Raw genomic sequence first — 7319 nt, 5'->3', positions numbered from 1 at the left:
GCATGCCCGCTGAAGACTACCCGTTAATTCCTGACGTCAGCGAAGAAAAACAAATAATGATTAAAGGAAAAGAAATGAAAGAACTGATTAGTCAGGTATCCTTTGCTGTTAGTTTGGATGATAATCGGCCAGAAATCAGTGGCGCCTTATTTAGTTTTTCAGAAAACGATTGTATTATTGCCGCAACAGACAGTTATCGCTTAGCGGAAAAAAGAATAAAAGTAAAAAACGAGATAACAAAAAAATTAATTATACCTTTAAAAACCTTACAGGAACTAAACAGAATTATTGTTTCTGATGATAAAGAAATACAGATATTTTTGAGTGAAAACCAAATTCTATTTTCTTTTGACGGAATTAAATTAGTGTCCCGGTTGATTGATGGAACATATCCTGATTATGAACAAATTATCCCTACCGAGCAGAAAATTATTGTCGAACTAAGGAACGATCAGTTAATTAAAGCGATAAAAAGCGCCGCCCTTTTCTGTAAACCCGGCATCAACGATGTTAAACTAAGCTTTATAGCGAGCAAAAACGAACTAGTTGTAGTTTCGACAAATAATAGTATAGGAGAAAATATAACCACCATTGAAGCCCAAGTAACTGGTGGCGACATTGATATAGTTTTTAACTATCGTTATTTATTGGATGGGTTGAACAATATAAATAGTGAAAGAATTCTGATTAAACTGAACAACCAAGGCGCACCAGGAATGTTTACACCAGCAGACAATCCGGACTATTTGTATATTGTAATGCCGATACGGCAGTAAAGTTGCTTAAGGGGGGTAGTTGAGTCTCGTCACAAGCGAAACTGACCGCTACCTTTTAAGATATAGTTCTCAGGCATGGGGCTACTTAGAAACCAACCTTAATGGGGTGGTTTTTAAGTTGAGAAAATAATTGACAAGAGTAAATAAATATTTTAGAATTTGGCTGATATTAATTTCACGCCGCCATCGTCTAACGGTTAGGACGCCAGGTTCTCAACCTGGCAATCGGGGTTCGATTCCCCGTAGCGGTACCATTGGAAAAGATCTGAACTTGTGTTCAGGTCTTTTCCAATTAACACCGTACGCGAAGGGGAATCGAACGGGCAGAAGTCTCGCAGAAAGCGAGACGTCGATGCGACTGCCAGCGGCAGTCGAAGCGCTGCCCCGGACAATCCCGCCGCAGGCGGGAGCGATAATTCCCCGTAGCGGTACCACGTCATAATTTATCTCACAGCTACGTGTATCGAGTCTAGCTCGATCCACTCCGCCGTTTAATAAATTATTCCTTTTAAAAATACACTTAACCTCGTCAAGCAGAGCTTGATTCGGCCCAAGTGTATTTTTATTTCGTCTTTGGCGGGATTTCACTTAACTCAGAGCGTCTACTCCTTTTCAAAATTACACTTTTTGCCCCTTCGACTTATCTCAGGGTCAACCAAGTGTAATTCTGTTTTTATTTTAAAATTAAATAAGGGAATTAAACCCGACTATCAACAGCGGGGTTTTTTAAAAAACACACTTAACCTACTCAAAATAAATTTAAGTCGGCCCAAGTGTATTTTTAGTTTTAATATTTAATATTACTAATCTAGTCGGGTTATTATCTCTTCCAATAAACGCACAAAGGAATTAATTTCCTTATTACTATTAATCGGAAGCAAGTCTTTAATTTGTAATTCCATTCGCGTACTAGCATCCCTTAATAAGTTTCTGCCAGCGGGAGTCAAAGAAGCAAGGCGAGCGCGGGCGTCTTGGCCAGTTAAATCGCGTTTGATAATATGAAGTTTTTCCAATGGCAGCAACATACGAGTAATGCCCGACGGTGTTAATCCCATTTTTTTTGCCAGATCAATTCGTCTTAAACCTTGTTTTGGCGCGGTGCCCAAGTGAGAGAGGATCATAAAATCGTTGAAGTCTAAACCCTGACTGATTAGAGAACGGCTAAGAATGGTGTTGGTTTTTGTTAGTGTAAAAAAGAAATTCATTAGGTTAGTCATGGACACTAAATAATAATTATTGATATAGCAAGCATAAATTATTATTGTTGACATGTCAAGCACATTATTTAAATAAAAAAAGACCCTATAGTTTATATAGGGTCAGAATTTCAAATTAGATTATCGGTAAATATTTTTTTAGTTGAGCGAGCTCGTTGCAATTTTTTTGTTTTTGCTTCTGCAGCTAAGTGTGCTCTTGTTTTTCTAACCACGAGCCAACGCGCCTCTGCCCAACTCTTGGTTATTTTAAAACTGTCTTTGCTATAAGGCCACAACCAACAAACGCCATCAAAATTACGATCTACTGTGTCGTGAACCAGATGTAAAAACATTGGTATCATGAGTAAGAAGCCAAATAAGACATCAGCTACAAAACAACCAAGTAAAAAAGCAACAGGCAAGCAGAGCACCGGTAAATGAAAAATGAATTTATGGGTATAGGAAAATTCGTCGAGTAGTGTAGTAAGAGAAAAACGTTTTTCCTTTTTAATAAATATTCTAATAAACTCATTAACTACGAGATCAAGATCTAGCATAAACGCCGCCAAGAAGGGCAAGACCGAGTAAGGGCCATAACCATTAAGCAGGGCCAGGGTACCAAAAATAAGACCGATTAATAAATCAACAAACATGGCAACTCCAAATTGTTAAGGAAATAATTAATAATAAACTAGCATAGACATTAACAGAAAGCAAGGTGAAAGTTTTGTTGTTACAGACTTGCTCTATTGACAGAAATGATAGACAATGGTAAAAAGAAGGATAAATTATTAATTAAAGTATTATGAAGAAAATTACTATCATTTGTTTATTAATTGGTCTTTTCTTGCCATTTTCTCAGATCGGCGCCAGTGATCAGGGGTTTCCTGTTAACGCCACCAATGACAGCTATAATCAGGATCAGTTTTCTGTTTCTGGCAAGTACATTGTTTATAGTAATAAATCAGGAGAAAAATACGAATTATATTTATACGACCGCACGACAGGCAGTAAAGAACTATTAGCAACGCAGTACGGCGTGGCCTTTGAGCCGGCGATTGATGGACAAAATCTAGTATGGGTGGAAACCAGTTATGGCAAAAACGTTATTTGGTATAATTTAGAAACCAAAGTTAAAAACAAGATCGCTAAACCCAATAGCTACTCCCACGATATCCATCCTCGCGTTAAGGGCAATTTAATAACTTTTATGCGATGGAACTTTTTGGATAATGTTTCTAGTATTATGTATTATCAAATAGCCCAAGACAAATTGGACGGATTAATAATTACTCGCAACACACACCAGACCAACCAAAACAATGACAACGACAGAATTGTGTGGCAGGATGACAGTAGCAAGCTTAATGAAATATATACTTACGACTTAGCAACTAAGAAAACTAAAATTCTTATTCAGAATGGTTTAAATCATTATTTTCCTACGCTGTCCGCACAACACGTAGCCTGGGATAGCAACAACGCAATCTACGTTTTTAATTTACTAGATAATTCATTACAGGTTGTTGGTAGTAATAACTATGCTAATTTTAATTCTGACCTCGATGGACAAAATGTTGTTTATCAAAGTTATCGGGGCGGCAATTATGATATTTATTTGTACAATTTACAAACACGTTCCGAAGTTCAGATTACCAATAGTCCAGCTGATGACGAAGTGCCACAGTTGGACGGCCAGGTAGTGACTTGGAAAAGAAAAACAGTCGACGGATCTTATGATATTTATTATCAAAACATAACATCTGGCACAGAAAAACTCTACAGCCAGCTAACCTTCAAAACCCTTTCAGCTAATCGAGTGGAAATTTCTTGGCCGCTAACCAACACCGATCAATACGTCATGGGCGTAATGTATCGCGCCACCAAAGCCAATGAACAAGGTCAAGTTGTCGCCGAGAGAATAATTGGCAATAGCTATATAGATAGCTATTTAGATTTGAAACAAACGTATTATTATACGCTACATTTAATAGATAGCAGTGGACGAGAATCAGAAAATAGTAATCGTTACGCTTACCGCCCGGGCTTTAAAAAATTGGTAAAATTAGTTAACAGCCCGTCGGTTTATTTGATTGATGGTCAAGAGTATCATGTAATTAGTACACGCGAGATGTTTAATTATTATAAATTTAAAGATCAGGACGTACAGACAATCGACCAAAGCGAGCTAGACCAGTATGTTTATCGTGGAACTTTGTTGTTCCCGTCGGGCACATTATTAAAAACCAGTGAGGACCCAGCAGTTTATTTGGTTTACAATAATGTAATGAGGCCATTTGAATCGGCAGAAGTGTTTTTACGGACAGGATATGCTTGGAACTTGATCAAGAACGTTCCTCGGGAGTCATTTAGTTCCTATCAAAAGGGTGAGAAATTAACCCTGAAAGAGTTTGTTCACCCCGATGGCGCATTGATTCGTTATAGCAACCAGCCAACCGTTTATTTGATGGAAGGGGGACGACGGCGAGCTATTACTTCGGAAAAGACCTTCCAAAAGTTTGGCTTTAAATGGTCCGACGTGATTTTCGTACCGACTTATTGGCAATATCCAGACGGGCTAGTTTTATAAAGAATTTAACGAGCGTCACCGTATTGAACGGTGGCGCTTTTTGTTTTCCGACATTTGTTTTATAATAAGGAAGTAAAAATTAATAATATAGTATGTTCAACTTAAAGATACTAAGTAGAAAAACCAGTAAAAAAGAAAATAACACGGAAGTTGGTGATGATTTTTTTTCCACCGTTGCTAGTAAGCAAAAGATAAAGGAGAAACAACCCGAAGAGAATTGGCTAGAAGAGGAAGAGTATGACGGGCAGTTGTCAGTTGATGTTTTTGAAAACAATAACTGTATAGTGATCAAATCAACGATAGCTGGGGTTAAACCAGAAGACGTAGACATTTCCATCAATAACGAAATGGTGACCATCAAAGGAAGGCGCAGACAGGAAGAAGAGGTAGCTGCTGAGAACTACTATTATCAAGAATGTTATTGGGGTGGTTTTTCACGTTCAATTATTTTACCAACAGAAATTCAGCCGGAGAAAGTTGAAGCCACGCTCAAAAATGGCGTTTTAAAAGTTGTACTACCAAAAGCAATTCAGTCAAAAGAGGTGTCTATTAGAGTAAAGGGTGACGAATAATTAATTATGTTTTGGCCAGCAAGCAGACTGCAAGAAAAAAAGTGGTTAACCATCGTGGTTGCTACTTTTTTGTTGTTGGTTGTAATTGTCGGTGCCGCGCAGTATTTGTCTTGGTTGAATCCGCGTCACACCATAATTCGTGGTGTTTGGGTGGGGAGCATTGATTTGTCTAACCAGACCAGGGAGCAGGCAATAGCAACATTACAGGTGGCAGTAGATCAAAAAAAAATTAATGGTCAAATAGTTTATCATCAAAATAATAAACACAACATTCCGTTTTCTATCAATGGACAAGACTTGGAATCAGCTTACCCACTTTTTCAATACGATATAACCAAAACCGTTGGTGGCTTAATGACCATTGGAAATAGCGATAATGGTTGGCTAGCGACGTACAACCAAGTTCTGCATTATTGGCAACCACAAAAGTACGCCATGACTCTAGAAACAGATCGGGTTAGACTAAAGAAAGTTTTGCAAGACATTTTGTCAGCAGCTGAAAGTCCAAGTCATGACGCCCGGCCAAAGATAGTTCAAGAACAGGTTGAGATAGAAGAACATACGCTGGGGTTGGGTTTTGATTATGACGCCTTGAGCAATAGGATTATTCAACAGGCGGCCAATTTAAGCGATCAACCAATTGTTGTGGAGTTAAACTTTATCGAGCCAAAAATAAAAAAAGACGAGATTAATGAGACAATGTTAGCAGCAATTAAGAATTTTATTGAGCAAAAAAAAGAACTACTCTTACAATACGAGGATAAAAAATGGAATATTAAACAAGAGCAATATCTTCCTTGGTTAGCTTTTGCCAAAGAAGACGGAGAGATAAAGTTAGTTTTACAAGAAGAATTATTTGTTGATTATATTTTAAAGGAAGTGAGTCCAGAGATTGACCAACCAGCCAAAGACCCAAAATTCTCCATCACGAATGGTAGGGTGACAGAGTTTCAGAGTAGTCAATCCGGTAAACAGGTAGAAATTAGCGAATTACGTAAGGAGGTTAATAATAAGTTTTTTACTACCGGCGAAGGAGAAAACGTTTTCTTAATACAGATTAAAGAAACTAACCCAGAGCAAGCAGTAGAAGACATTAACGACTTGGGAATTGTGGAAATGATTGGCGTTGGCGTCTCTAGTTTTAAAGGAAGTCCGCCTAATCGTGTGCATAATATTAAAACTGGAGCTAACGCAATTAACGGTATCATCATTAAACCAGCAGAAATTTTTTCTTTGATTGATGCTCTGGGTGATATTGATCGTAACAACGGATATCTTACGGAGCTAGTTATTAAGGGCGATAAAACAATTCCGGAATATGGCGGTGGACTATGTCAGATTGGTACCACGACTTTTCGCGCAGCTATTGATAGTGGTTTACCAATCGTGGAGCGGCGCAATCACTCTTATCGTGTGGTCTATTACGAGCCAGCAGGAACCGATGCGACGATTTATGATCCTAGACCAGATTTTAAATTTACCAACGACACCGGATCAAATATTTTAATTGTTACTAAGGTCGTGGGAACAGATTTACGTTTTGAGTTTTGGGGCAAGAAGGACGAACGGATTATTGAGTATAGTAAACCAAGAATTTTTAACATCACAAAACCCGGCCCAACTAAACTAATAGAAACGACAGAATTAAAACCGGGAGAAAAGAAATGTATTGAAAGACCACACAACGGCGCTGATGCCGAATTTGATTATAAAGTTGTTTATGTAACGGGCGAAATCAAACAACAAACATTTAAGAGTCATTATATTCCTTGGCCAGAGGTTTGCTTGATTGGTGTGGAAAAAAAGGAAGCAATCAGTAGTGAAGGGAATAATGACGGTAATTTAATAAACACCCCGATCATTAATGGGCAATAAAAAACAACCAACTAACTGCAGACAAGAAAATCAGAGATGGAAGAAAATCAGTTACGAGAACCGAATTTAATCCAACTTTGATCCCCATGCTTGTCGTGCCTGCAGTTAGTTGGCTGTATTTCCCTTTTAAAAATGCTTTAAGTTTTATTTTTGTAAGCATTTTTGACTACTTTTTATTTAATAAAGTAGCTTATCATACTATACAAACTATGTCAAGGGTGATTGGTAATGTGCACACACATATTGCACTTTCTAGTAAACTAGGGCTATATGTCAAAAACTATGCCAAAATCAACACAAGAAGAAAAAT

General features: G+C 37.8%; 5 protein-coding genes, 1 tRNA gene and 1 pseudogene (1 of these 7 running past the window's edge). 5 read left to right on the top strand and 2 right to left on the bottom strand.

What is annotated here, in order from left to right:
* Together dnaN and COX77_04760 are read left to right on the top strand one after the other, a co-directional pair.
* A pseudogene (gene dnaN / locus COX77_04765) lies at positions 1-776 on the top strand (DNA polymerase III subunit beta) (it extends 226 nt beyond the left edge of the window).
* A 179-nt stretch (positions 777-955) separates the two neighbouring features.
* Positions 956-1030 (top strand) — tRNA-Glu (locus COX77_04760).
* A gap of 549 nt (positions 1031-1579) precedes the next feature.
* Here COX77_04760 and COX77_04755 read toward each other — a convergent pair.
* Together COX77_04755 and COX77_04750 are read right to left on the bottom strand one after the other, a co-directional pair.
* Entirely contained in the window at positions 1580-1981 is a 402-nt protein-coding gene (locus COX77_04755; protein ID PIZ98370.1) for a MarR family transcriptional regulator, read from the bottom strand.
* 122 nt (positions 1982-2103) lie between these two features.
* Entirely contained in the window at positions 2104-2625 is a 522-nt protein-coding gene (locus COX77_04750) for a hypothetical protein (protein PIZ98369.1), read from the bottom strand.
* A gap of 152 nt (positions 2626-2777) precedes the next feature.
* On the opposite strand from COX77_04750, the gene COX77_04745 reads away from it, so the two are divergent.
* The 3 genes from COX77_04745 to COX77_04735 all read left to right on the top strand — a co-directional run bounded on the left by COX77_04745 (position 2778) and on the right by COX77_04735 (position 7009).
* Complete coding sequence (locus COX77_04745) at positions 2778-4562, top strand: hypothetical protein (protein ID PIZ98368.1); 1785 nt, start codon at positions 2778-2780, stop codon at positions 4560-4562.
* A gap of 92 nt (positions 4563-4654) precedes the next feature.
* Positions 4655-5134 carry a molecular chaperone gene (locus COX77_04740; protein PIZ98367.1) on the top strand — a complete coding sequence of 160 codons (480 nt, stop codon included), beginning with the start codon at positions 4655-4657 and terminating at the stop codon, positions 5132-5134.
* Positions 5135-5140: 6 nt separating this feature from the next.
* Positions 5141-7009 (top strand): hypothetical protein, encoded by a 1869-nt coding sequence (locus tag COX77_04735; protein PIZ98366.1) that lies wholly within the window; start codon positions 5141-5143, stop codon positions 7007-7009.
* Positions 7010-7319: the final 310 nt, after the last annotated feature.

The sequence above is a fragment of the Candidatus Komeilibacteria bacterium CG_4_10_14_0_2_um_filter_37_10 genome, assembly GCA_002793075.1.
Classification (GTDB): domain Bacteria; phylum Patescibacteriota; class Patescibacteriia; order UBA1558; family UBA1558; genus UM-FILTER-37-10.
The sequence above is the reverse complement of the archived record's forward strand: the minus strand, read 5'-3'. Positions and strand labels throughout refer to the sequence as shown.